Here is a 26583-nt window from a genome sequence, read left to right on the forward strand (position 1 = left end):
ATATATTTACCCAATATAAGTAAGTCGGTGAGAATAAACCTAACTATGTAACAGATTGTAAAATCGTCAAAACCGTTGCGATTGCTAGAGCCCACGGCACGCTACGCGAACATTCCACTTCGTTTCATTCGCAATGACATAGCGTGAATTATTTAAGCCGTTCTACTTATTTACCCAAAACATAATTACAAGGGTAGAGCGATCGCAAAACAACTACCTACTCCTAATTCGCTAGTTAAAGTAACTTCTCCGTGATGCATTTCAACGATACGTTTAACTAAAGCCAATCCTAAACCTGTACCTTCATAGTTGCGATTCAGCGCACTATCTACTTGAATGAAAGGTTCAAATATTTTGTTGAGATTTTCGGGAGCAATGCCAATTCCCGTATCCTTGACGTTAATTTGTAAATAATTTTGTTGTTTAATTGTGGTTGGGTAAATAACTTCTAAGGTAATACATCCTCCTTCGGGAGTAAATTTCACGGCATTATTTAGGAGATTAATTAACACTTGGCGGATGCGTCGTTCATCGATATTTAAATTGGGCAAATTAGTAGGTAATTGACTGACTATCTGAATTGATTTTTTCGCTGCTTGGGGTTTGATAAACTCCAAACTTTGCTGACATAAGGGTATAATTTCTGTGCTTTGATATTCTAGTTCGATTTGCCCCGAGGCAATTTTAGAAACATCGAGAATATCATTAATTAGTTCGAGTAAATGGTTCCCACTACGCTCGACAGTAGCTAGGGCTTTTAGTTGTTGTGCGTTAATTTCTCCAAATATTTCATCCTGTAATGCTTCCGTCATCCCTAAAATCGCATTCATAGGGGTACGCAATTCGTGACTCATGGTAGCCAGAAATTCATCCTTCATACGGGTTGCCCGGATGAGTTCGGCGTTATTTTTTTCTAGACGTTCTTCATAGGCTTTGCGATCGCTGATATTCTGACCTTGGGCAAAGATATAGCCAACTCCTCCATATTCCAGGTAGTTGCTTGTAATTTCTACTGGATAAATAGAGCCATCTTTTGAGCGATGTAAGGTTTCAAACCGTTCGTATCTACTTAGCTTGAGTATTTCCAATCGTTCTGCCCATGCTTCCTTTGACACATTGGGATCGATGTCCCAGACAAACATCTGCTTTAATTCTGCTGCACTGTAACCTAAAGCAGTACAAGCTGCATCATTGACATCAATAAAGCCAGCCTGTTCACTTATCCAAAAAATACTTGTCACCGTGGATTCGATGGCAAATTTAGTCAGAATCAGTTGTTTCTCAGCAGCTTTCTGCTCACTAATATCTCGCATGATTGTGGAGATATATTGTACTTCGCCCGATTGAGATTTATGGGCAATAATCACTTGAGAAACAGGAATTTCTTGACCGTTGCTATCTAGAAGGGCAAGTTCCCCTGACCAACTGCCTTGTTCCATTAATATAGGAAAAACCTGATTTAAGATGATTTCATTCACCCATGCTGGATGACATTCGGAAATATTTTTGTGGCTAATTAAATCTTGGCGCAATTCTCGCAGTTGCTTGTTATGCCAGATAATTTTCCCGCTTACACTGGCTAAACCAATATAATCGGGTGTCGCTTCCAAAATATCCATTAAGCGGCTTTGCTCTTCTTCCAGTTTCTTGCGATCGCTAATATCAATTAAGACACCACTAGAACTGGTTAAATTTCCGTTTTCATCAAAGTTGGGGCTAGATATGTCATATATCCATACTAAGCTACCATCGGCAGCTACCATGCGGTATTCAAACTCACAGCCACTTTGGTTTTGTATTGCTTCATCAAAGCTCTTTTCGACCTCAATATCTTCGGCGTAAACATGATTTTTCCAAAACAGAGGTTCATTCAACCAATCTTCAACGGGGTATCCTAATATTTGTTCTGCTTTGTTGCTCACAAATGTAAATCTATTGGTTTGTAGATCGTATTCCCATACAATCCCGTTTACAGATTGAATCAGAGAGTAATATTTTTGGCGCGATTTTTCTAACTCAATTTCTGCCTGCTTGCGATCGCTGATATCTCTGACAATACCTTGGTGTCGAGTAATATTACCATCAGCATCAAAAATCGGACCTGCATTGACTGTCACCCACAAATAGCTACCATCGTGACAAAGATGGCGAAACTCTTGATTGCTCAGCTTTTTACCTTGAATAATTGTAGCCATAGACGATTCCATGGTTTCTTGGAGGTCATCAGGATGGATTAATGTGGAAAAGGACTTCCCGATCCAATCTGCTGGATTCCATCCAAACAAAGTCTGAAATTGGGGAGAAAGATAAGTCAAAGTTCCATCTGTATTTGACGACCAAATTACATCTGTTACCCCTTCCACTAAACCTCTAAATTTGGCTTCACTTTCACCTAGGGCAGCTTCTGCTTGTTTGCGTTCACTAATGTCTAGCAAAACACCGTCCGAGACGATAAATCCACCTGGGAGTATTTGAGGTTGAGCAACAATTTGAATCCATTTCATCTCACCCGTTTTCGTGATAATGCGCAATTCTTCTCGAAGAGGGGTAAGATGTTTTATAGATTTTTGGATGGCTTGCTCGATTCTGGGATAATCTTCAGGATGCTCAAAGTCCCTAAAAAAGTATTCTCCTGCCATAAAACTTTCAGCAGTCACTCCATATAGCTCATAGCAACCGGAGCTAGCATAGGGGATAGATTCTGAACCATCCTTGAGGTTGACACTAACCTTAAAAATAACTCCAGGAATATTTTTGGCAAGAGCTTGGAACTGGGATTGACTCTCACTTAATTTTTGCAGCGATCGCTCTAATTGTTGGGCGTAGGATTGGGATTGCTCGTATAATCTGGCATTGGCTAGGGAAATAGCAGCTTGGGAACAAAGCAATTTAAGTAATTCTACCCGCTCATTGGTAAAAACTTCTGCGGTGATGGAGTTTTCCAGATATAAAACAGCTACCAACTGCCCTTGGTTAAGAATTGGCGTACATAATAAACTTTTGGGTCGGAACTGGAGACAATAGGGGTCGTTAGTAGTACTAACATGGGTTTTAAAGTCGGTAATTACCGTTTCCAGGGTGCGCTCTACATAACGAATCAATCGATGGGATAAGTATTGGCAACTATCTAGGGGTTTACGCTCCAGAGATTGAACTGCATGATCAAAATATAAAACTCCCAGTTCTAAGGAACCATCGCAGTTGAGGAAAAGTGCGGCTTTACTTGCACCTGCATTGGTAATGACGAGTTGAATCAGGTTTTGGAGTAATTGATCGAGGTGGATTTCACGGGAGAGGGCTTGATTGGCTGTGAGAACTGTGTTTAAGTCTAGTGTGGCGGAGAATTCCCTAGCAGACTCAGAGATGTGTGCGGTGGAAACTACAGCACCTTGTACTGGTGCAAGGACGGATATGAGGAGTTGTGGATAATTTTGGGCTAAATCTTGGGTTTTGGCTTTGGCTCCCCATTGTTTGTAGCAATTATAGGCTTCTTGCATATAAATAGCCGCAAATTTTTCTTTACCCCAAGCTAGATAAAATTTGGCTGCAAGTTCGTTAGCAAGGGCTACATCTTGGATGAATCCGTTAGTTTTGGCACTAGTAATGGCGCGATCGTAATATTCAATTGCGGCAATTTTATTGTCTTCAACCCGATTTTTTTCAGCTGTAACTAATTCCCAACGATGTTGATGATTTGTGGGTGCAAAATTTGCCCAATGCTGTAACTTATCTTGCTGCTGTTGGATTTGTTGTAAAATTTCTTGACGTTCTGCGGGGTCTAGGTTGGGGTAAAGTTGGAGTTGATTTAGGGCATCAAACCAACTATATAGAACAATCCCAAATGTCGCTGTGGCACCATCTAGATATTCTAAGGCTTGGGCAGAGATGCGAGCAGCTTCGTCATTTTTATTAAATAAATAATACAAAATTAGTTGACTGAGCTGCCAATGGGCAATGACAGATCGATAATTATTCGCTTGTATCTGTGGCAAAAGGGTATCTGCATCAAATATATCCCCCGTCAAGCGATCGGGTTCCTGGTTTCTCCCCAGGAGGTTAATCATCGTTTGGTGAGTAATACTTTGTAAAAATAGGCAATGTAAATGTTTGTGGTTAATGATAATTTGCCGATAAGCATCCATCTTGGGCAGCAACTCAGTTAATACTTGCCCTTGATAATAGGCACAGAAACAATAAATACCTGCGTTGAGGATACCAGATTCAACATCTCCTGTTTCGATGCCACTTTGATAAGCTTCTTCTATGCTGGGTACAATTTGAGATAAGCTAGTTTTCCAATGTTTAACAAAGTAGTTAATGACAAATAAAGTTCGGCTTTTGAAAGAGGAAAGTTGCCAGCGTTCGCGTAGATTTATAGCCAATTCTCCAAACTCGTAACCGCTTTCGATATCACCAATCACACCGCAGAGGATGACACCAAAATCGCTATAAGTAAATACAGAAATGGGACAATTACCAAACTGGATGCAAATTTCTACCTGCTTAAAAATCAGCAGTGGCATTAAGCTTGGTGCTGCAACGTAAGCAGTAGAGGATAAAACCGTCAAAATTTCCATCTGGGCTAGTAGATGGGTATCGTTAAGGGGAGGTAAATCTAATAAACTGGAAATAGGTTTATCTGCCCACAGCGATCGCGTTCTCCCAAAAGCTTGCGCGATATCTTCCTGGGTTGGTTGTTCGGGAAATTCAAGCCCTAAGGAACGTAAAAAGCTTAATCCAATTTGTAGTGCATCGAAAAGTTTACCCTGGACATTTGCAGCGATAATACGATTTTGCTGAACTTTGATGGTGTCAATTAGAGTTTTAGCTTCTTGACACACGACACTAGACCATTTTTCAACTGCTGCAAAATCAGAATTGAGATAGCTAACATTTGTGATTTCTTTATGTAAAGCTAAAGTCAGGGAATAAAGTCTGTCCCAGCAGTCATTTGGTAACAGTTGGATACCCTGTTCCAAATAGGCGATCGCAGCACTATAAGCATGAGAAATTTTGGCTTTTTTCCCCGCCGTGAGATTTAATTTCGCTAGATGTTCCCGCTCTTGAGCTTGGGTAATTAGGGTACTACCCATATTCAAATGGTTGACAATTGTGAATAACTTTTCTTCCTGTCTTTCGGGGGAAGTATTCTTTAATAAGAGTCGCCCAATTTGTAAATGGGTTGCTTGTTTTTGATGGTCAGGAATTAGGGAATAGGCTGCTTCTTGAACGCGATCGTGCAAAAATTTATAAGTGACAGTATGAGTATTACCCCATGTACCCACACTTGTTTCTTGTCCAACAAAAAATTTATAAATTTCATCAACGGGTAAAATCAATTCTTCCTGTAATGCTTCCCACAAAATAGCAGCAGTGTCACTTTGGGATTGTTGCGAAATTATCGCCAAAGTTTCTAAGTCAAATTGATTACCAATGCAAGCGGCAAGCTGCAATATATTTTGAGTTAATGGCACTAGTTTTTGCACTTGCGAACTGATAAAGCCCACAATATCATCAGTAATATTTTGATATTTTAAGAGTGTGATATCACATTCCCAACATCCTAAATCAAAGTTAAAATTAATTATTTTATCTTGGTGTAATGCTTTTAGATATTGTACAATAAAGAATGGATTCCCTTCAGTTTTTTTGTGAATTATTTGAGATAATTTCCATACTGTGTTGTTGGAGCATTGCAGAGTTTCCGAAACTAAAATATTAACTGTAGTTGGACTGAGGGGGGCTAAGATAATCCGATTAATAGTTATTTTTGCCTTATGTATATCATTCAAAGTTAACATTAATAGGTGTCCGGCGTTAACTTCGTTATCACGATAGGCTCCAATTAACAATATATGATGAGTATTACTGATTAATAATTGGATTAACTTCAGTGATGCCGAATCAGCCCATTGTAAATCATCTAAAAATATAACTAAAGGATGTTTATCACTAGCAAAGACTTGGGTAAAACTTTGGAATAATAAATTGAAGCGATTTTCTGCTGCTGCTCCTGATAGTTCTGTAGCTAATGGCTGTTTACCAATAATTTTTTCTAGCTCAGGGATGACTTCAATAATTATCTGACCATTTTCTGCGACTGCTTCTAATATTTTATGTTTCCATAACTGAATTTGAGTATCACTTTCTGTCAACAATTGCCCCATTAAGTTGCGGAAAGCTTGAACAAATGCACTAAAGGGAATATTGCGGTTAAATTGATCAAATTTGCCTTTAATAAAATAACCCCGTTGCTGCACAATCGGTTTATGTACTTCGTTGACAACCGCAGTTTTACCAATTCCAGAAAAACCGGAGATAAGCATTATTTCTGTGGCACCGTTTGGGGAGGCTACACGAACAAATGCTTCCAGTAGGGTTTGAACTTCTGTTTCTCTACCATATAATTTATCAGGAATAATGAAGCGATCGCATATATTCCGTTGTGCAATCGGAAAATCTTCAACTCTGCCAGTTTCCTGAAATTGCATCAAACACTTTTCTAAATCATATTTTAAACCCAATGCACTTTGATAGCGGTCTTCAGGATTTTTTGCCATCAATTTTCTGATAATTTCTGAGATGACAGTTGGAATTTGTTGATTAATTTCATTTACTAATGGTGCTGTTTTAGCAATATGAAAATATATCAGTTCCATTGCATCTTCGGAATGAAATGGTAATTCTCCTGTCAATAACTCATAAAAAGTCACACCTAAGGAATAAAAATCTGTGCGGTAGTCAATCCCCCGATTCATTCTTCCTGTTTGTTCAGGAGAAATATAACTTAATGTCCCTTCTAAAATATTAGAACTAATTAAAGTTTGGGTTTCTCTGGGTAATAAAGATGCAATACTGAAGTCAATGATTTTAACTTGTCTTGTATCTGGATTGATTAAAATATTGGTTGGTTTGATATCCTTATGGATAATTCTCTGATGGTAAAGAACATCTAAGGTGTCACAGAGGGATATGGCTATTTGCAAAAATTCCTCTAGAGACGGAATAAATCGTGTTTCTCGGTGGGAAAAGTAACTTTTTAGGGAAATTCCACCAAAATCTTCCATCACTAGCATAAAACAATTTTGAAGCGATTCTAGGCTATAGGTTTGGATAATTCCAGGATGATTAAGATTTTTGGCGATAGTATACTGATTACGAAATTTTACCAGTTCGCTAAAATCAGGATAAGAATTTTTCAGCAGTTTGATGACTACAGGCAAATTGTCAGCTTCACGAAAAGCTCGACATACTAGGGTTTTAGAACCATCGTAAAGTGTTTCGTGGATTCGATAACCGAGAATATTCACCTGAGTGCTATCCATACTAAGGTAACTCTTGAGACACTAGATATTTATTATTCCCTGATTTGGCAATAATATTTACATCCAATTGTGAAAATTTGCCTAATTACTGATATAGACTGTTAGGGCGATCGCTCCCCGTGAGCACTTTCGTGTAAGAGTCTGTTTTAAAAGTTGAGGAAGGTATGATTAGTCATTTTGTAAATGCTTCTGTAACTTTCCCCAGGGTGCTTCATACAGTGGAGGTAAATCTCACTGTTACTTCTAAGGGTAGAATTAGGGGTTTGTGCTACGTACCAGGATGCGACTAGGTAACAAGTATTAATATGATGTTCAGGTAAAAATCAACGCAACTCTTACACTATATTATTTTTTTCTTCTGCGTAGCGGTACTAGATTCTACTCCCGATTATAGAAATAATTTTATTCTAACTAATCCAGCAAAATTGACTAATTTTCTTTCCCTATGTCACCTATTGGCATTACCACCAGCAACTTATCCTCTGTAAAAAAATCTCCTACTCCTAAACTTTGGCTGTTAATCCTAGGAGTTAGTCAGTATCAAGATACAGATTTACCTAATCTCACCTATCCTTCTGGTGATTGTCAGGGTTTAGCGAAGGCTTTAGTTGAGGCTACCCAGGGTTTATACAGTACAGAACTTAAAATTTATCATGATTTTTCGCCACTTATCCCAACCCTAGAAAATATTTTAACAACCCTGGAAGATATTCGCCAATCAGCTCAAAATACAGATACAATTCTTTTCTATTTTTCTGGACATGGCATAGTTGATAATTCCACTCAACAGGTATTTCTCTGCTTACAAAATACGAAAAAATCAAATTTACTGCAAACAGCATTACCCCTACCTCAACTATTACAACTGCTAAATCAATGTGCAGTCAAAAATCAATTAATTTGGTTGGATGCTTGCCATAGTGGAGGGATGACATTACGGGGAGCAAACCCTACTCCTCAATTAATTGCCACATTACAAAAATGCGCTTCCCAAACTCAGGGTTTTTATGCCTTACTATCCTGTGATAATCATCAACAGTCTTGGGAATTTCCTGAATTGGGGCATGGGGTATTTACATACTTTTTAATGCAGGGTTTACAGGGTGCAGCCGCAGATAATCAGGGACAAATTTCTATTGATAGTTTATACCGCTATGTTTATCATAAAACCCTACAATATATAGATAAAACAAATCAGCAAATCAGGTTAATTAACCAGCAGAAACGGGGAAAGGGAGAAGCTCAATTGTTCCAAGAATATCCCCTGCAAACTCCCAAGCGAATTGTTGAGGGTGTGGGGGAGTTTATTTTGGCAAAAAAAGCCGGATTATGGAAAAATTCTCTATCTCGTCGTTGTGGTTTACTCATTGAGGGTAGAGGGACAAATTCTCTTTCCTTAGATATTAGTAAAAAAATTACGAGCATTGGTCAATTCAAATTAGAATATCTCTCAGGAAATCGACTTTCTATGGGAGAAATTCCTACTATCATTGAGACTTGCTGTCAAACACCAGAGTTAGAAACGGTGTTAATTTATCTGCGGGGAAAAGTTTCAGAAACAGAAACTGGAGAATATTTGATTTTTGGTAATGATATTTTCTTGAAGCGTTCTTGGCTGAAGCAAATTTTACGTCATTGCCATGGCAAGCAAATCATTATTTTAGATATAATCGCCACTTCCGACAATATCTCTGGACAAATTTGGGTGGATGATTTGCAAATTGACTCCCAATCTGGACAGTGTATCATGGCAGCAATTTCTCCTCCAGAACAGCCAGATTTGTTTGCTGAGGTATTTCTCGACACTTTACAGTCTGCCACCACTACGGAAGGATTATCTGCCGCAGGGGCGATCGCCCAACTTCAGTTAAAATTAGCTGGTAGCTCTATTCCCCTAAATATCTGGTTATCGGGTTCCCAAGGTATCATCGAAATTTTACCACCTCAAGCAGAGAATCCAGAGGAAAATACAGCTTTAGACTTGGGTGTCTGCCCATACATGGGACTCAGTGCTTTTTCTGAGGCGGATTCTCAATATTTCTATGGTAGGGAAACCCTAACTCAACAAATTATCCACCACCTGACTCATCATTCTCTGACTGCGGTAATTGGTGCATCTGGTAGTGGGAAATCTTCCTTAATTCAAGCAGGTGTGATTCCCCAATTGCGACATGGTAAACAAATTCCCCATAGTCAGGAGTGGTTCATTGCAACTATGCGTCCTGGGGCGACTCCCTTGGTAGAATTGGCTAAGGTACTTCCGGCTTCTTCTTCTCTCCTGGAAGGTTTTATTTACCAGGGTGTGGAAAGTTTTGTGTACTGGCTGCGAAGTCTGTCCTATCCAGTAGTATTGTTATTTATAGACCAATTTGAAGAACTCTTCACTCTCTGTCCTGCTCCAGAGCGAGAAAAATTCATCCAGCTGTTATTAGGAATTCGAGAATATGCTGGCGATCGCTGTAAGATAATTATTACCCTACGCGCAGATTTTATCGCTTCTTGTTTGGAATTTGCCGACTTAGCGACAGTTTTACAAACTACAAATATCCTGGTTTCTCCGACTCTTACCCTGGATGATTACCGTCGAGTCATTATCAACCCATCTCAACAAGTAGGGTTAAGGGTAGAACCGGAATTAGTGGAAGTTTTACTCCGAGAGTTAAACTCATCTCCTGGTGATTTGCCTCTTTTGGAATTCGTTTTAGAACAACTTTGGCAAAACCGTGTCGAGGGAGAACTCACCCTACAAGTATATCAGGAAAAGCTGGGCGGTTTGCAAGGAACCTTAGAATTATCTTGTCAACAAGTTTATGGCAATTTAGAGAGGGAAATACAGGATTGTGCTAAGTGGATTTTTCTCTCCCTGACTCAGTTAGGGGAAGGAACGGAAGATACTCGCAGAAGAGTCTATAAATCAGAGTTAATCGTCACCAAATACCCCCAACAATTAGTTGAGCAAACCCTGAATATTCTCACCGCAGCAAAGTTAATTGTGATGAATGTGGAGACGACAACTATTGGAAGTGAGAAGGGAGAAGAAACTGCAAATTCTACGATAATTCCTAGTAATATTACTGTAGAGGTAGCCCATGAAATTCTCATCCGTCATTGGTCAACTCTGCGCTGGTGGTTAGAAGAAAATCGCAGTCGTCTGCGTTCTCAACGACAAATTGCCCAAGCTGCACAACTCTGGTATCAACACCAAGAGCAACCAGACTTTTTACTCCAAGGTGTGCGATTAGCTGAAGCTGAAGATATCTATATTAAGTATACAGATGAACTGTCCCAAGATGTGCAACAATATATTGCCGCTTGTTTAGCTCAGAGAAAACAACAGCAATTTTTAGAAAAGCAAAGACTCAAACAAGCACAACGAGCAGTAGTCGCTTTGAGCATTTTTGGAGTAGTGGCAGTTTCCTCTGGGGGATTAGCTTATTGGCAAAGTCGAGAAGCAGTACTTCGGGAAATTCAAGCTTTAAATTCTTCCGCTCAAGCTAATCTTTTATCCCACCAACAGTTAGAAGCTTTACTAACTTCGGTACGAGCAGCCCATCAATTAAAACGGGTAATTTCCACGCCCCAAAATATCCAATCTTCAACTATTAATATTTTACAACGAAATCTGAATAATATTCAAGAGAAAAATCGCATTCTCGCCCATGATGCCAATATTACATCCATAGATATTAGTTCTAATGGTCAAAATATTGCCTCAGCTAGTGATGATGGAACATGGAAACTTTGGACACACCATGGTAAATTAATTCAGAAAATTACTGCCCACCAAGCTCCTATTAAAAGTCTGAGTTTTAGTCCTGACGGTGAAATGGTTGCCACTGCTAGCTTTGACAAAACTGTTAAATTATGGCGCGTTCGGGACGGTTCTCTCCTCAGAAGTTTTACGGGACATCAAGCAGAAGTATTAAGTGTTGCTTGGTCAAGGGATGGTCAATTCTTAGCTTCTAGTGGTGCAGATAATTTAATTCAAATTTGGCAACCCGATAACGGCAATTTAGTTAAAACCATAACTACTCAATCAGCTATTATTAATAGTATCACTTTTAGCCCCGATAGTCAAACTATTGCGGCGGCAAATAGCAATCAAACTCTAACAATATGGCGAGTTAAAGATGGGAACTTAATTAAAACCATACCAGCCCATAGTGGAGAAGTATATACTATCGCCTTTAGCCCAGATGGTCAAACCCTTGCCTCAGGAAGTGCGGATAAAACTATCAAGATTTGGCAAGTCAGAGACAGCAAGCTTATCCATACTTTCACTGCTCATAGTGCAGAAGTCAAAAGTGTGAATTTTAGTCCTGATGGACAGAGCTTAGTCTCTGGTAGTTTAGACAGTACTATCAAAGTTTGGAATCTTGCAGATGGTACGCTCCTAGAAAATTTTTCTGGTCATAGTATTGGAATTTTCAGTGTCAAATTTTTCCCCAATGGTCAAAATATCATCTCTGGAAGTGCAGATAAAACTATCAGAATTTGGCAGCGAAATAATCCTTTGCAAAAAACCTTAACTGGTCATACTGGGGAAATTTTCAGTGTGAATTTCCATCCCCAGGGTAACTTATTAGCCACAGGGAGTAGTGACACAAATATCAAATTATGGAATATCCCTGCTGGAAATTTACGACAAACTTTACTCGGTTATCAAAAGTCAATTTATGGACATAGTTCTCCTATATATAGTACCGTCTTTAGTCCCCAGGGCGATATTCTTGCCTCTGCTAGTAAAGATTACTATATTAAATTGTGGCGCGTTGCTGATGGATATATGATTAAGACCTTACAAGGTCATGAAGATAGTGTGAATAGTTTAAGCTTTAGTCCCGATGGTAAATTTCTTGCCTCTGGAAGTGATGATCAAACTGTGAAAATTTGGCAAGTCTATCAGCATACTTTAGTAAAGACTTTCAGAGGACATAATAATCAAGTTTTAACTGTGAGTTTCCATCCCCAAGGACATCTCCTAGCTTCTGGTAGTCGGGATAATACTATCAAAATTTGGCGTGTCGCAGATGGTAAGCTATTACAAACTTTGACCGGACATAGTAACACCGTCAACGGAGTAGTATTTCATCCCCAAGGCAAAATTTTAGCCTCTGCTAGCTCCGATAAAACGGTAAAATTATGGTATTTAGAGGATATTGCTACTGCTAAATTCAATCCCCAACCTCAAACTTTGACTGGACATAGTGACTCAGTTTGGGGAGTAAATTTTAGTCCGGACGGTGAGATAATTGCTTCAGCCAGTAGTGATAAAACTGTCAAATTATGGAATTTAGCAGGTCAGGAATTAAAAACTTTGCAGGGACATAGTGATACTGTTTTTGGTGTCGCTCTCCAAAACCAGCTGCTTGCTTCCGTCAGTTTTGATGGTACCGGGAAATTATGGCAGTTAAATAGAAGAGAACTGCAAACCGCAGATTTAGATCATCTTTTGGTTCGCAGCTGTCGTTGGTTAGGTGATTATTTAGACAATCATCCCCAGGAGAATCAACCAGAAAAAGTCTGTCCTTAATGCAGTTGGGGGAATGGGTGACTGTCGCTTCGCTCCAATTGAAAATGAATTAAATAATTTTCAATTCTCACATTTTGGAATTGCATAATTTTTGGGAGGTTTGGATTGGAGACAATCCCATCTCTTGATTTATTTAATTGTGAATTGGTAATATTTACCTCCCTGACCATCCAAATCTATCTTGGTGGTGGTCCCGGTGGTCCTGGAGGTCTTCCTGGTCTTGCTGGTCTTGCTGGTCTTCTGGGGGGTGCTGTCCTCCTGACTGCACGTACACGGTTGGGAGGGGTTCTTCTGACCACACGTCTGCGAACTACCCGACGGTATTTGGGTCTGGGAGGTCTTTGGGCAATTTGATACTCCGTAGTTTCCGGGTTATTTTCGGCAACACTCGGTGGTACGTTAGTCACCCCTATAGAAAGGGCGATCGCCACACTCGCCATTCTCATTAACAGCTTGTACATTTTTGATTATCAAAAATAAAACAATCTTTTATCCTCTGAATTTATCCTAGGAAAAAATCTTCCCCGCAAATGAGAAGAAATAGTTAAAAATAAGCCAAAAGAGACGCAAAACTTACGTCTCTTGATGATTTATGATAAATATTTACAAAACCTAGTTAAACTTAAAAAATACGAAAGATGAATGGGTAACGGAAAGGCTCATCGGGTTGTGCCAGACAATGCAATAATGCCCAAATAGTCAATCCCCAATGGATAGCAAAACCTAGAGCAATCACAGGGAAGAACAAGATACCACCAATCCCAAAGGTAATCCAGGAGAGGATACCGATAGGTACACCAATGACGGTTGCCCAAAACCAAACATTTAAATGAAAGTTAATTGACTCTTTGGCATTACTTTTGATTACTGGGTCATCTGCTACTAAATTAATCGCAATGGGAACCCCAATAGAAAAGAGTATAGTACTCAAGAATATTGACCCATGGCAAAGACAAGATAATAGTTTACGTTTATCAGAATTAGATGTAATTTCCATTATGCTCCTTCACTAGGTTTATAGTCTAGATTTTAGTCAATATTAACCAACACTGTATTCATGTTTTCCGCAAGATGTCATGAGGTTTACCGAACTTTACAGTTTACCAACTCATGCATACATATTGTATGGATATGTGTCCTAAAAACAACAAGAGCGGAGTCACGCTCCGCTTGTCTTCGATTTAACATTAAATTATGATTGACACCCTGTATACTCAAATATTACCTGAAATAAACCTATTTATGCTTTCCGTTTTTTGCGCTTGTAGAGGGAGTTTGCACCGATTGCACCGAATGTCAGTAAACCCATCATGGATGTAGGTTCAGGAACTGCTTTTGCTCCCTTGACAGCGATCGCGTTGACATCAAAACCATCACCACTGGTAGCTTTTTCTGTACTAGTACTTATGGTCGGTGATTTGTCTACCAACTTAACGTATCGGAAAAGAGTATTAGCAATATTCTTATCTTGTGCTTTGATAGTTGCACCTTCGGGCTTGATATAAGCACCATCATCGATATTTTCTATAATACCAAGTGAAATCCAATTATTTAAGTCGTTACCAACTAATACTTCCACCTTCTCATTATGACCATTCTGGTTTTTTTGTGTTCCCCAGGTCGTTTCCCAAATAGTGATTTCTGGGAAGAAATATTCTCCAAACTCAAAAATAGCTGAACCACCTAAACCTAAGCTCAAAAAGTTTCTTGTATCACCAGACTGAGGTCTTCCCTTTGCATTATCCGTATTTGCTCTAAATCTTTCAGAAATACCTTTACCTTCTTGGTAATTGAAAACATTGGTAGCAAAGTCCAATTCGGAAGATACAGAAGTATAGTTTTTGTTTTGGCTAGTAGTTGCAAAAGCAGGTGTCGCACTCAGTGCTGTCATCGCAATAGATACAGGTAACAACAGAGTCGCGATAGTTTTGAGTTTCATAGTTAAAAAGTTGCGTATGTAATGGTTTAGGTGTCTTAACCACTACATCCTGTCACGGGTAATTAGGGGATGTCCACGGACATTGCTGTATCTTATTTATCTAGCGTAATATACTTAAATTTGATGTTTTTTGATGTATTATTCTTGCAATACTTTGCCCAATGTACTTTTGCGATAACGAAGATTCTATTATTTTTGAAAAATTTATTTTTTTGCAGATAAAAATATGAAGTTACTGTAAATAGTTAAATTAAATGGGGGGCTAACTATAACAGTTATTCTATGTATATTATCAGTTTATCCTGTGAAAGTCTAGAATTTTGCAAATAGTAATCATATATTCAGTTAATAGATAATTATGTCGTTGAGAAATTTTGTAACTGACTATTCAATATCACCTATGCCAGATAGTTTAAGTTAGTGAACGATGCTAAAGGTGTGAATTTATTCAAGGCAGTCAAAGAACCCCTACAGAATCGTGTGGGAGTCCCTTGTCTGTCTTTTTTGATGTTATTAATCAATTGATGGACGGTATTGGAGCCAAGGTTGGGCAGTTTCAATTTGCGCTGCTAACTGAATCAGGGTTGCTTCGTCAGCAGGTTTCCCAACAAGTTGGACACTCAAGGGTAAACCGTTGCTAGCAAAACCTCTGGGTATGGCGATCGCAGGTTGTCCAGTGGCATTTGCTATGGGACAGGGTGCCACCCACTGGACAATTTTATTGAAGGTTTCTTCCGGACTCAGGTTTGCCCATTCACCGACACGGATGGGAGAATGAAGATAAACGGGTAAGACTAAAACATCGATATCTGCAAATAAGGCGATAATCTGCCTTGCGGCTAGTTGCATTTTAAACACTGCCTGCAAGTATTCTCCCGCAGAACCCGTACGAGATAAAAGCCAACGATTCACAGGTTGTAGAGCTTGGGGAGGAATACCAGAAGCTCCCACACCAGCTTGCCAAACTTGCTGAAATGGTTCTACTAAAGCAGTGACATCAAGGTTTATCTCCTCAAGACAATGCCCCATATCTGCCAATAATTTGACTGTATCCAGGACACTAGTTTCACAGTTAGAATCGGCACTGCCTAGGGGAGGAATACTGGTAGAAAAAGCAATACGTAATTTACCTGGTGGTATTTGGCTATGTTGTAAAAATGATGGTTCGGGATTAGGCAACCAGTAGGGATCACCGGTGATATAACCAGACATCACATCTAAAAGCGCTGCCGCATCGGCAACTGTGCGAGCAATCGGTCCATTGGTAGCAATTCCACTCAGGCGATCGCCAGCTGGTGCATGACTCACCCGCCCCCGCGCAGGTTTGATACCAACTAATCCACAACAAGCCACCGGACCACGAATCGAACCACCACCATCAGAACCCTGGGCGATCGCGCACAAACCCGCCGCCACAGCCGCCGCCGCTCCACCACTGGAACCCCCGGAGGTGTATTCTAAGTTCCAGGGATTACGAGAGGGGGGAAAACCCGTAGGCTCAGTGTAAGGAAAAGAACCAAGTTCCGATGTGGCTGTTTTGCCTAAAAGAATAAACCCAGCCCGCCGCAGCTTGGCAACTACCCCATCATCGTAATCAGGGACATTATTTATTAAAGCTGGATTTCCGAAGGTGCAAGTCACCCCTGCGACTGGGTTTAAATCCTTAATGGAAATAGGTACACCAAAAAACGGTGGTAATTCCTCCCCCTTGGTTAAAATTTCGGTTTTCGCCTTGGCATCACTAATTGCCCCATCCGCCATCACGGTAAAATAACTACCCAGTTGAGGATTTAAACGTTGAATGCGCTCTAAATATATTTCCACCAATTCCAAAGGGGAAATCTGGCGACTACGAATTAATTCTGCCTGAACCAGGGCAGGAGTAAAAGCTAAATCAATTTCCTTCATTTAAAGAATAACCTCATAAATAAAAATCCCCTGGTTTCAGAGGACTCATTTGTATCATCTATCTTCCATTCCTTACCGTCTATATCATGGATGATTTATGGTCAGTCCGGTAAATCTAGCGTATGATCTTACACCAGATTTGGGGATTTTCCATGCAGCAGCAACAAAATATCTTTAGTCATCTGACAGCGATTGAAAGAAACTCTCTCTCCTTCCCGGCACAGTTTCTTTACAATCAAAACCGACTCCATGGAAAAATTCTCGACTTTGGCTGTGGCTTCGGTAATGACGTAAAAATGTTACGGCAGAAAGGTTTAGATGTTACAGGGTATGACCCGTATTATTTTAATCAATATCCCCAAGGTAAATTTGATACGATTATTTGTTTTTACGTGTTGAATGTGCTTTTTCCAGAGGAGCAAAGTCAAGTTCTCATGGCAGTATCCCACCTCCTCAAACCAGGAGGAAAGGCTTACTACGCAGTCAGAAGGGATATAAAAAGAGAAGGATTTCGGCAACACTATGTCCATCAGAAACCAACCTATCAATGTCTGGTAAAGCTACCTTTTAAATCCATTCATTTAGATGAATATCGAGAATTTTACGAGTATCAACATTATAACTATCAAAGAAATTCTTCTATTCACTGTCTTTTTTGTAATCCCCATAGAAACTTGAGAATTATCACAGAATCTGCTAACGCCTATGCCATGTTTGACGGCTATCCTGTTAGCAAAGGTCACGTTTTAGTAATTCCCAAACGCCATGTGAGTAATTATTTTGACTTGCCCCTGGCAGAACAATCAGCTTGCTGGTTGATGGTGAATCGTGTACAAGAAATTTTAACCCAGGAATTTGCCCCAGATGGTTTTAATGTGGGCATGAATATTCAGCGAGCCGCAGGACAAAATATGATGCACGCCAGTATTCATATTATTCCTCGTTATCAAGGGGATGCCATGGCAAAGAGAGGGGGAATGCGGTGCGTCATCCCTCAGAAATCAGTTATCAAGTAAGAGAATATCTCATATTTACTTGCAAAATTCCAAAATATGTTTTGCTGTCACCTGGGATTTTTCTAAATGGGGAACGTGCCCACTATTTTCTATCCAAATTAACTGACTATTCGGAATGACTTGTTGGAATTTCTTGGCATCTTTTGTGCCTAAGATTCTATCATCATCACCCCAGAGAATTAATGTTGGCTGTTGAATCGCTGCCATTTCTGATAACTTAAAAGCACTATAGCCACCGCTTTTAGTAAAGGCAATTAAAGCTTTACTCCATTCCGGATGTTCCAGATGTAAGGAGGCACAAATTTGAGCATCTAGGGTAGCAAAAGTTTTGTCTTTATATGCCGCACGACTAATATTTTGACGGATATTCGGACTACGTAAAAAATTTGTTGCCCAAGCATCCAAGGGGGGAAACATGAATTTGACTAAGGGAGAACTACCTAAAAATCCTGCACTATCAATTAAGATTAACTTCTCGACTGATTGCGGATAAGTTAGTGTAAAGTCAATGGCTGCTGCACCGCCCATGGATGCACCAACTAAAATCACTGGCTGGTTAATTTGAGTTTGCCAAAAATGATAAAGATGGGTTTTGATGTTAACCTTATTAAAGGTAATTCCTGCTGGTCTGGCTGTAAAACCAAAACCGAGTAAATCCACAGCGCAAGTATCATGATGCTCTGACAATAAGGGTATCAGGCGACGAAATTCTAAAATAGAGCTATCAAAACCATGGATTAATAATATGGGAATATTGCCACTGCCTTGACGTACATAGGTAGTGAGAATTGGTTCTGTGGTGATGGGAGTATTGATGGCTGTTTGTTGAATTGTTTGCCCCAGAGCAATCGAAGTAGATTCTGTGAGTTGGGTAAAAGCTGCTGGTAAAAAGGCAGGATAATCAATTGCCGATACATCTACACCAGAAAGGGATTCATTCAGAGCCACGGGAACTCCCATACAGTAAATGACACTGGATTCGATTTTACCTTAGGTAGGGAGAAAACACGCGATCGCGACACTATCTTGCCTGATTGCATTGCCAGACCTTATGCTATTTCTCTGGGAAGAAAGCTTCCTAGGTGTATCTAGCAAGTTTTACCACATTAGGTAATTTTTGGTATTAGGATTTGAATCGGTACAAAACTTGGTCTCGCGATCGCAGAAACAATTTTCTCACAAGCCATCAAAGCACCGGACAAATTTCGTGCGGTTGGTCTGATTTGCAACGCAGCGAACCCACGTTTTTATCATTTTTGATGTCGTTGTGATTAGGGAGTATAGTCGTTAATGGATAAAGATAAAATCTTTATTAAATTTTGCGCGTAAAGAATTTACGTGTGAAGAAGTTTAGTAAAAAGTAATGTGAGACAAGATGGGAAAACCCAAAACACAAGCTCCTATTCGGCTTTCTAGAGTAGTAGTAACACTAACCACCCTAACTACTGGTATTAGTCTGGAAAATTTTAACCGAGCCGAGGCTAATGTTGTTCAAGCATCCCAACCTGCCGAATCTGCTGCATCTGCGTCCCAATCATCTCCCTTTGGTGTACAGCCAATTAGACCGAGATTTTGCCAAGGTGATTTGGACACTACGATTACTTCGATTGTTAATAATCCGAGTTTTAAAACCGCAAAATGGGGAATTGTTATCAAACCAATTGCGGAACCTGGGAGTCTTTATCAACACAATCCCAATATTAATCTCATCCCCGCATCAAATATCAAACTATTGACGACGGCGGCAGTATTACAGTTTTATACTGAAAACCGTCCAGAACAACTAGCTTCCCTAGGTAATTTGGTGACTGCGGTGAATCGTTATAGCAACAATCCAAAAGCAAACTCGTTATTGCGTCGGATTGGAGGGAAAAAAGCCGCAATGACTGCTCTTGCTAATCTGGGTGTGGATACTAGTGCTTACCGACAAGTCGATGGATCGGGATTATCTCGGAATAATCGTGCTACCCCATCCACATTAGTTGGAGTGCTAGAAAAAATGTATGTTCGTCGTCCTAACGAAGTGAACGCAGAACATTCATTACTAAAACAACTACAACCAAAACGAGATTTGTTTTATAACTCTTTAGCGATCGCTGGAGTTAACGGAACCCTACGCAGTCGCTTTTTAAATACCCCAGTTCAAGGACGACTATTTGGTAAAACCGGTACTTTGCGGGGGGTTCGCTCCCTTTCTGGATACCTGCAAAATCCCGACTATGGAACCATTGCCTTTAGCATTGTGGTCAATCAACCTGGTCAGTCAGGACAGCGATTAACCCAAGCCATCGACCAGATTTTGCTAAAAACCTCCCAGGTAAATCGCTGCTAATTTTTCCTTGCAGTCTCTTTCAACCATTGAATGATCGACTCTCCCATTGCCTCACCACCCCGTTGTGACCAGTCACGACGGTTGGAAATTGGGGCATCGAGAAAATACAATTCAGCCAAAACTGAAGCGCGAACGTTGGTGTCTTCCGCACCCGATAGAACTAGGAGATTGAGGTTATCTTTAACACCTCTGTCGCGGATATTCAACGCCCTAGCTATTGCCCTTGACATGATGGCTGCCAAACGGCGGTCGGCGGCATCAGCTTTGGTTCTGTGGACTAAAACCTCTGCCCCTTGGGGGTCTTGTCCTCCTGGTCCGTCAAAAGCGTTATGGTGGACACTGCAAAATACATCAAAAGCAGCCGCTTGACGACCGATATTATACAAGTCCTGTAGATTAGCTTGAGGCGTATCAATTATCATGCAAGGAACACCCGCCGCCACAATTACTTCCCGCGCCGCATTGGCTGCAATGACGTTAAGATTATACTCTGTTTCCCCCGTCGGTGCGATCGCCCCTGGGTCAAATCGAGTTCCTGGTCCGTGACCAATTTCCAGCATTACCCCCTGTCCCCGATAAATCGATTGATGATTGGGAGGTGCAACAATAATGGGAATATCGGCATCCATCGACGCAACATCAAAAGCCGTTGCCGTGGGATATTTATTTAAGAAATTAATCAGTGCTTCCTTGCGGTTACCACGAAATATTTCCACAGCCTCCAATCCAGCCATGACCACAACCACTGGTTGACCATTGCGATCGCGGAAAAACCGATAGGTATCAGCTGTCTTGGAAACATTCAAGTTAGTAATAAAGGACGCATCCTCAGCCAGTAAGCTTACTGACTCAACCGCCTCCCCTACCCTAGCCACCAAAAAACTCCCAGCCCGATCAAAACGATTTAAAAATGCAATTAGTTCTGCCCTTGATGAACTTTCCAGATTTTCTGCCACTTCACCACCAGTCATGGCTGACACAACTGGTATCCCACTTGCACCACTGTTAAATAAAATCCAAGTAGCCACTGTTACTTCTCCAAGTTTACTAGGCAAATGTTTTAACCAAAAAACAGAGAAAAGACAAGTGCCATTAAAATTAGGCGATATGAGATAATTTTCCGCCAGACTTGGGAATCCTAGCTATAGGGTTCAGTTAGTGCTTGTGTGTTTTCCCTAGTATCTCTGAACCCTGTTGTTTGTTAGTACCCTCTGGGTTTGGGAGAATTAGCTATGGATAAGTCAATTATTCAATTGGTTGATGAATTATCGAATGATAATGTTACTGTCAAAGTATTAAAAGCTCTAGATTTTGTCGCCCCAGGTGAGTGGAGTAATCTCTCAGGGTTTGAAAACAGCATTCGGGTGATTACAGGGGAAACCGATGCAAATGTAATTAAAAAAATTAGCGATCGCGCTGCTAGTTTATACAATGACCCTGAAAAAGGCTACCAAACAGCCATCAAACTTTACCAAACCATTGATAAAGCCGATATGGCAATGGCAACCGCAGCTTTAGCAAATAAAGTGGGCGAAAAAATTGCTTTTCTTTCCTTCTTGAGCAATATCACTCCGAAGGCAGATGTCACCCAGACTGTGGATTTAGTGCTGAAAATTGCCATCGAAATTATTGCTTTCTGTAAAATCAACGGGATTCCCCAACCTAATCCCCAAGAATTTGCTAATGCTTTGGGTAGCCACTACAAAAATGAAGCTTTAATGCGGATGGTGGCGTTAGTTTGTATTGATGGGATTTTACCATTAGGTCCCGACTTTCTAGGGAAAATTCACGCAATTATCACCAACGCAGATACCAGCGCAATTACCCAGAATCCTCTATTTTCGACGGTTAGCAGTTCTCTCCCCGGTAGCAATCCCACCGATAAACTGGGATTTATTACCCAGGGTTTTAATGCAGTGCAAGGTTGGATGGGTAATTTAGTCTCAAAAACAGGTGTCACACCTCAATCTATTTCTAGTAGTCTCGGTAATATTATTCAATTTGCCGATGATAACTTGGATTTTGTGGCTGCATTCTTAGACCAAACTACCAATTATTACGAACATACGGGAATCCAAACTGTCGCTCGGAAATTGATTCTAGAAGCTCACACTTTAGTCAAAGCTGAAATTGCCGCAGCACCCCAACCGATTCAAGATAGTGTATCTACTCCCAGCCCAGACAATAAGTATACTGCTGGTCAGACAATAGAAGTTTGGGATGAAGATGATGAGGATTGGTATCAAGCAACGATTGAGAAAGCTGAAGGGAAGCGATTCTTTGTACATTATGTCGGCTATGGTTCATCTGATGATGAATGGGTAGAGGAAGAAAATATTCGTATCCGCGATCGCGCTGCTTCTGACGCAAATGGCTATGCCATCGGTGATAAAGTCAAAGTTTGGGATGAAGATGATGAAGAATGGTATGGTGCCATTATTGGTAAAAACCAAGGACAGCAATACTTTGTCCACTACATTGGTTATGACTCATCCTATGACGAATGGGTTGACTTAGACGAGATTTGCTAATTTCTGTTTTCGGGAGGGGATGTATTATATATTACATCTCCCTTCCCAGGAATTATGCTAATTCTCCAAAATTAAAGCTATACATAGACAGCAGTGAGCAGGGGGAAAGAGAATTTTCCCATTACTTCTTACTCATTACTTCTTACTCATTACTTCTTACTCATTACTTCTTACTCACAAAAGTCTAATGCTGATGTCGATAGGTAGCAGCTTGGGTTAATAGGGATTCGGCAAAGGCGATCGCGTCTGGAGCAGATTTTCCCCCAGCTAATTGTGCGAGTTCTTCCCGTCGTTGATTCAAATTATCTAATGCTGTGACTCTGACAACGGTACGCTCTTCACCATGTCCGTTGTTTTCTTTTTTACCTTTAACTTGTTTAATTACTTGCTTGTCAACGCGAAAGTGCCTATCTGCCAAGGCTGCGATTAAGGGTTGGTGTGTCACACATAACACCTGTTGTCTGTGGCTAAGTTGATGTAATTTATCGGCGATCGCCTGAGCAACTCTTCCGGAAACACCGACATCAATTTCATCAAAAACCATGGTTCCTGGTGCTTCTGTTTGGGAAAAACAGGTTTTCAATGCGAGCAGAAACCGACTCATTTCTCCACCGGAGGCAATTTCTGTTAATGGTTGTATGGGTTCTCCAGGATTGGGGCTAAACATAAAGGCGATTTTATCTGTACCAGTCACACTGGGGGAAGTGGGAACAACTGCCACTTGAAACTGAACTTTTTCCATGGCAAGGGGTTTGAGTTCCCGGATAATTTCTGCTTCTAATTTGCCTGCTGCTTGTTGACGAAGTTTACTTAATTTCTGCGCTGCGTGGGTGAATTTTTCTAATAATTTCTGTTCTTGCTGCTCTAAATTCTCGATGGATTGTTCACTGTCGGAAAGTTCAGCCAATTCTATTTGAATGCGGTTGTAATATTCAATCACTTCTCCCAAATTCGAGCCATATTTTCGGCAAATTAACTTTAACTCCCGGATACGTTCTTCTACTTCCAGTAACCTTTGGGGATCTGCCTCCAGGTTTTCTCCATAGGTATTAATTTGTCGGGAAACTTCAGCGATCGCTGTCTGGGCTTCTAGTATTAAATCTAACAACGGTTGCAATTGACTGTCATACTCCACCATATCTGTTAAAACTGCCTCACTATCCGCGAGTAAGTCTGTGGCGTTGGGTGTTTCTCCATCATTTTGATACAAAGCTTGGTAAACCTTGTAACTCATCTGTTGTAAATCCACCACATGATTTAAGCGTTGGTGTTCCTGTTGCAGTTGTTCAAGTTCGTCAGCTTCGGTGAGATTTGCCTCTCCTAATTCCTTGACTTGGTAGGTTAATAAATCTAGTTGCTGCAAGCGTTCCCGCTCCGAGGTGCGGCGTTTTTCCAAGGCTAAATGTGCCTGTTGGTAGCTGTTAAAACTTTGACTCACTGTTTGCCGTTGCCCTAAAACCGATTCTCCCCCATAGATATCTAACCATTCCCGTACAAGGGTAGCTTTTCCTACCTGAACTGTTTGTCCTTGGGCAGTGATTTCCACGAGGCGATCGCGCAATTCGTTCATGACTTGGCGATTAACTAATACCCCATTCACCCGCGATCGGCTACGGACATTACTGACAGTGGCGGAAATTTCCCGACTGACAACTACGGTGCTGTCTTCGATTAAATCTAGTTCCTGCTCACTTAACCAAGCAGCTAGGGCAGAATTGGTAGTAAAAGTTGCTTCCACTAAAGCGCGACTTGTACCAGTGCGAATGACTCGACTAGATACCTTCCCCCCTAAAGCAGCATCAATGGCATCAAGGATAATCGATTTTCCTGCACCCGTTTCCCCTGTGAGTACATTTAAGCCAGTGCCAAATTCTAATTCTAATTTGTCGATTAAGGCGAAATTTTCTATACGTAACAGAGATAGCATTGAAATCAATTCTCCCTGGCAGCTGATATCCAGTGAAATTCCCAAAATATAAGTCTGGCAACCTTTGAAAGACTACCTACCCTAGTTTAATGTTACCTGAAGCTATCGTGTAGCTGACTATAGACTTTCTTAAGGCAATTTAAATATCTTTGAGTGGGAAAAAGTCACAAAAAATACAGTGTCAGGAAGATACATCACATTGACTGATTAATCAACCCAATAAAGATAATACCGCTCACTATCTACCCAAGCTCTGGTAAAATTTTTCACCGGGACTATATTTAAATCATTACGGCTATTTTTCAACTCTTTGTGTAAAATCAGCAACATCTTCTTTTTCTCCGGTTGATTTTTTAACAAAACTGTAATTTGTCTTAGTACTTCTGCTTGTTCAACTGGTTGACGACTACCTTTAAATAGGGTGTAACTTCCCATTTTTTGTAGTTCGGGATAGTAAAGTTTGCGATTAAGATAACCTGATAATGCTGCCATGTTAGCATCTCGACTAGCAACGATAAATTCATTAGCTAATTGGGATTTTTGCAGATAATTAGCTGTTTCACGAGCCGCAGAAAATGGTATAATCAAGTCTCTCGAAAAAGCGTAAATTCCCCCGCAAAACTGGACAGAGAGAATCACCATGAACACAATATTGTGCCATTTGTGAGCAGTTTGATTGAATTTATTGAAAAAAGGTACTTTCTGAATTAAAAAATTAGAGTCTGGATAATATTTGGCGAGCCACAAGGCAGCAATAAATACTAAATAAAGATGTCCAAAATGTCGAGGCATCCCGGAAAATCTCAGATATGTAAACATCAAAATTATCGAAGTTCCGGCACTATAGAAGAAAAACGGAAATGGCTTTTTCGATAACTTAACTAAGGTTAAAAATGCAATCAAGAGAGCAACGACACCACAAACTATTAAATCCAACCATCTTTTTCTAGTTGGAATAATTAATAAATAGCTTCCAAACAGTCTACCTGTGGTTTTCAGTAGATTACGAAAATCTAATTGTACTACCCACCCATTATCTAATCCACCATGAAGATAACTATCTGAAGGAGGGGTAATAATATAAACTGACAGGAGAAACGAGAAGATAATAATCCCCAGACTTAAAAATAAGTCATACTTGTTACTCTGCTGCAAATATTGCTGACGTTGCTGACTATTAAAACAAAACTCTGCCAACAAAGTTAAAAATAAAGAGAAGGAGACAAATAAGGCATAAACACTACTATTTGCTAACAATCCGAGAAAAGTTGCTAAATAAAAGTAGGTCTTTTTTCGAGAAGGGAACGCCGCACAAAAGGCAAAGATAAATAATAAACTAAAGGCATAATTTCGAGAAATTACCAAATATTCATAAAAAGGGAAATAGCCGAAGGTGAAGAGAATTTTTTGCTTCTGGCTAAAGGGACTATATAAACAGAAAAGAGTGACGGCAATAATCGCGATCGCCAGGTGAAACATTTGCATGACAAGGGGAGTATCCGCAAGTTGTCGCAGAAATGCCAGAGAAAAATACCACAGTACCGGATGTCCTTCATAGCGGATATTGGCAACTAACTCTGTAAAAGATGTACTGTCTCTGACAATTAGCCAGGGATTAAGTTCATCGCGCCACATGGCATGATTGAGAATACCAATGAAACCAAGACAGGAAAAAACAATGATAATCAACCAAGGAGAATGGAAAAATCCTCTGGGAAGTCGATTGGTGATTTTTGAGGCTAGCATGATTGGGGAAAGAAGTTAGGGAAGTAGGAAAAGGTATCTCACCAAGTTTCTAGGAAAAGAGAATGAGCAATGAATTTAAGAACAATGACTGTATTATTTTAGGGAAAAATGTGTGAGTTTGAGACTAAAAACAAAAATTAATTCTGTCTGACTAATTTTTTTGGAGTCATGAATTCATGCAAAAAACGTGGCGAAAAAAGACTTGTTCCAAGACTCTGGCTTTGAATACAGGTAGGGAAGCTCTGCTTCCTGATTCGAGGCAGAGCCTCGCTTAATGGGTTCCTACGCAGAGCGTGGGAACGAGTTAAATACTGAGTGGAATGTAG

Annotated in this window: 13 protein-coding genes; 4 read left to right on the forward strand and 9 right to left on the reverse strand. The window is 40.2% G+C overall.

All coding sequences use genetic code 11. The features are described from left to right. Window positions 1-185: 185 nt before the first annotated feature. Entirely contained in the window at window positions 186-7325 is a 7140-nt protein-coding gene (locus IJ00_RS04645; RefSeq protein WP_052754386.1) for a PAS domain S-box protein, read from the reverse strand. Window positions 7326-7770: 445 nt separating this feature from the next. Between IJ00_RS04645 and IJ00_RS04650 the strand changes: the two genes are divergently transcribed. Beyond that, window positions 7771-12858 (forward strand): caspase family protein, encoded by a 5088-nt coding sequence (locus tag IJ00_RS04650; RefSeq protein ID WP_035150535.1) that lies wholly within the window; start codon window positions 7771-7773, stop codon window positions 12856-12858. Between the two features lie 176 nt (window positions 12859-13034). Here the strand turns inward: IJ00_RS04650 and IJ00_RS28140 are convergent, their stop codons facing one another. From IJ00_RS28140 to IJ00_RS04670, 4 genes are all read right to left on the reverse strand, one after another. Further along, on the reverse strand, window positions 13035-13319 hold the full coding sequence (locus IJ00_RS28140; protein WP_144415983.1) for a hypothetical protein: 285 nt from the start codon (window positions 13317-13319) through the stop codon (window positions 13035-13037). 161 nt (window positions 13320-13480) lie between these two features. Further along, window positions 13481-13855, reverse strand: a complete 375-nt coding sequence (locus tag IJ00_RS04660; protein ID WP_035150540.1) for a DUF4870 domain-containing protein — start codon at window positions 13853-13855, stop codon at window positions 13481-13483. A gap of 243 nt (window positions 13856-14098) precedes the next feature. Beyond that, window positions 14099-14797, reverse strand: coding sequence for a PEP-CTERM sorting domain-containing protein (locus IJ00_RS04665; protein WP_035150542.1), 699 nt, complete (start codon window positions 14795-14797; stop codon window positions 14099-14101). Window positions 14798-15310: 513 nt separating this feature from the next. After that, window positions 15311-16705, reverse strand: coding sequence for an amidase (locus IJ00_RS04670; RefSeq protein WP_035150543.1), 1395 nt, complete (start codon window positions 16703-16705; stop codon window positions 15311-15313). A gap of 152 nt (window positions 16706-16857) precedes the next feature. Between IJ00_RS04670 and IJ00_RS04675 the strand changes: the two genes are divergently transcribed. After that, window positions 16858-17721, forward strand: coding sequence for an HIT family protein (locus IJ00_RS04675; protein WP_035158442.1), 864 nt, complete (start codon window positions 16858-16860; stop codon window positions 17719-17721). A 15-nt stretch (window positions 17722-17736) separates the two neighbouring features. Here the strand turns inward: IJ00_RS04675 and IJ00_RS04680 are convergent, their stop codons facing one another. After that, window positions 17737-18669: an alpha/beta fold hydrolase gene (locus IJ00_RS04680; protein WP_371259636.1), complete on the reverse strand. Its 933-nt coding sequence runs from the start codon at window positions 18667-18669 to the stop codon at window positions 17737-17739. Window positions 18670-19096: 427 nt separating this feature from the next. Between IJ00_RS04680 and IJ00_RS04685 the strand changes: the two genes are divergently transcribed. Continuing rightward, window positions 19097-20053 carry a D-alanyl-D-alanine carboxypeptidase gene (locus IJ00_RS04685; protein WP_035150547.1) on the forward strand — a complete coding sequence of 319 codons (957 nt, stop codon included), beginning with the start codon at window positions 19097-19099 and terminating at the stop codon, window positions 20051-20053. Here IJ00_RS04685 and IJ00_RS04690 read toward each other — a convergent pair. Beyond that, the gene (locus IJ00_RS04690; protein ID WP_035150548.1) at window positions 20050-21081 is read right to left on the reverse strand and encodes an N-acetylmuramoyl-L-alanine amidase; all 1032 of its coding nucleotides are present in this window, start codon (window positions 21079-21081) and stop codon (window positions 20050-20052) included. The two genes, IJ00_RS04685 and IJ00_RS04690, sit on opposite strands and share 4 nt — an antisense overlap. A gap of 204 nt (window positions 21082-21285) precedes the next feature. Here IJ00_RS04690 and IJ00_RS04695 point away from each other — a divergent pair, with 204 nt between their 5' ends. After that, the gene (locus IJ00_RS04695) at window positions 21286-22584 is read left to right on the forward strand and encodes a Tudor-knot domain-containing protein (protein WP_035150549.1); all 1299 of its coding nucleotides are present in this window, start codon (window positions 21286-21288) and stop codon (window positions 22582-22584) included. Between the two features lie 184 nt (window positions 22585-22768). Here IJ00_RS04695 and recN read toward each other — a convergent pair whose 3' ends face one another. Further along, entirely contained in the window at window positions 22769-24511 is a 1743-nt protein-coding gene (recN, locus tag IJ00_RS04700; protein ID WP_035150550.1) for a DNA repair protein RecN, read from the reverse strand. Window positions 24512-24718: 207 nt separating this feature from the next. Then, a complete protein-coding gene (locus IJ00_RS04705) occupies window positions 24719-26257 on the reverse strand; it encodes a hypothetical protein (protein ID WP_035150552.1) in 1539 nt (512 codons plus the stop codon). Between the last annotated feature and the right edge of the window lie 326 nt (window positions 26258-26583).

Origin of the sequence: Calothrix sp. 336/3 (assembly GCF_000734895.2) — a bacterium.
GTDB lineage: Bacteria > Cyanobacteriota > Cyanobacteriia > Cyanobacteriales > Nostocaceae > 336-3.